General features: G+C 39.6%; 1 pseudogene. It reads right to left on the bottom strand.

The annotated features are described in order from the left end of the window. Window positions 1–116: 116 nt before the first annotated feature. Window positions 117–450 (bottom strand): annotated as a pseudogene (locus J7R05_RS08125) (ABC transporter C-terminal domain-containing protein); the annotation flags it as partial.

The following is a 450-nucleotide window of genomic DNA, read 5'->3' as shown; positions in this document are numbered from 1 at the left end:
ACCTCTCGGATTAATGATCCGTATGAGCTTGTAATAGATCAGAATAAAGCGTTTTTACCAAATGTTAAAATGTGGATAATATTTAAGCCTTACAAAATTCGGAAGGCGTTTCTTTTTTATGTCTTTGCACATTCTATTTCTTCACGCAAAAGTTCAAGCTCTAACCATTCTTCTTCCTTTTTCCTGCAAATATCTTTCTTCTCTTCTAGTGCTGTTGATAAACGCTCGAAGCGATTCTTATCATTACCATATAGTGCTGGAACAGAAAGCTCTTGTCCAATTTTTTTTATCTCCTCCTGCATAGCAGTGATTTGTTCAGGCAATTTTTCCAGCGCCTAATCCTGCTTATAAGCCAGTTTGCGCGGTCTTGTTTTTTCCCGCCCCATCAAGCGCGAATTTGTTGATGAGAGAGATCTTTCAGGCTCGCCCGTACGAAGATTAGACAACCCC

It is taken from the genome of Bartonella capreoli (assembly GCF_902813205.1).
GTDB lineage: Bacteria > Pseudomonadota > Alphaproteobacteria > Rhizobiales > Rhizobiaceae > Bartonella > Bartonella schoenbuchensis.
This window is presented reverse-complemented; position numbering and strand designations above follow the sequence as displayed.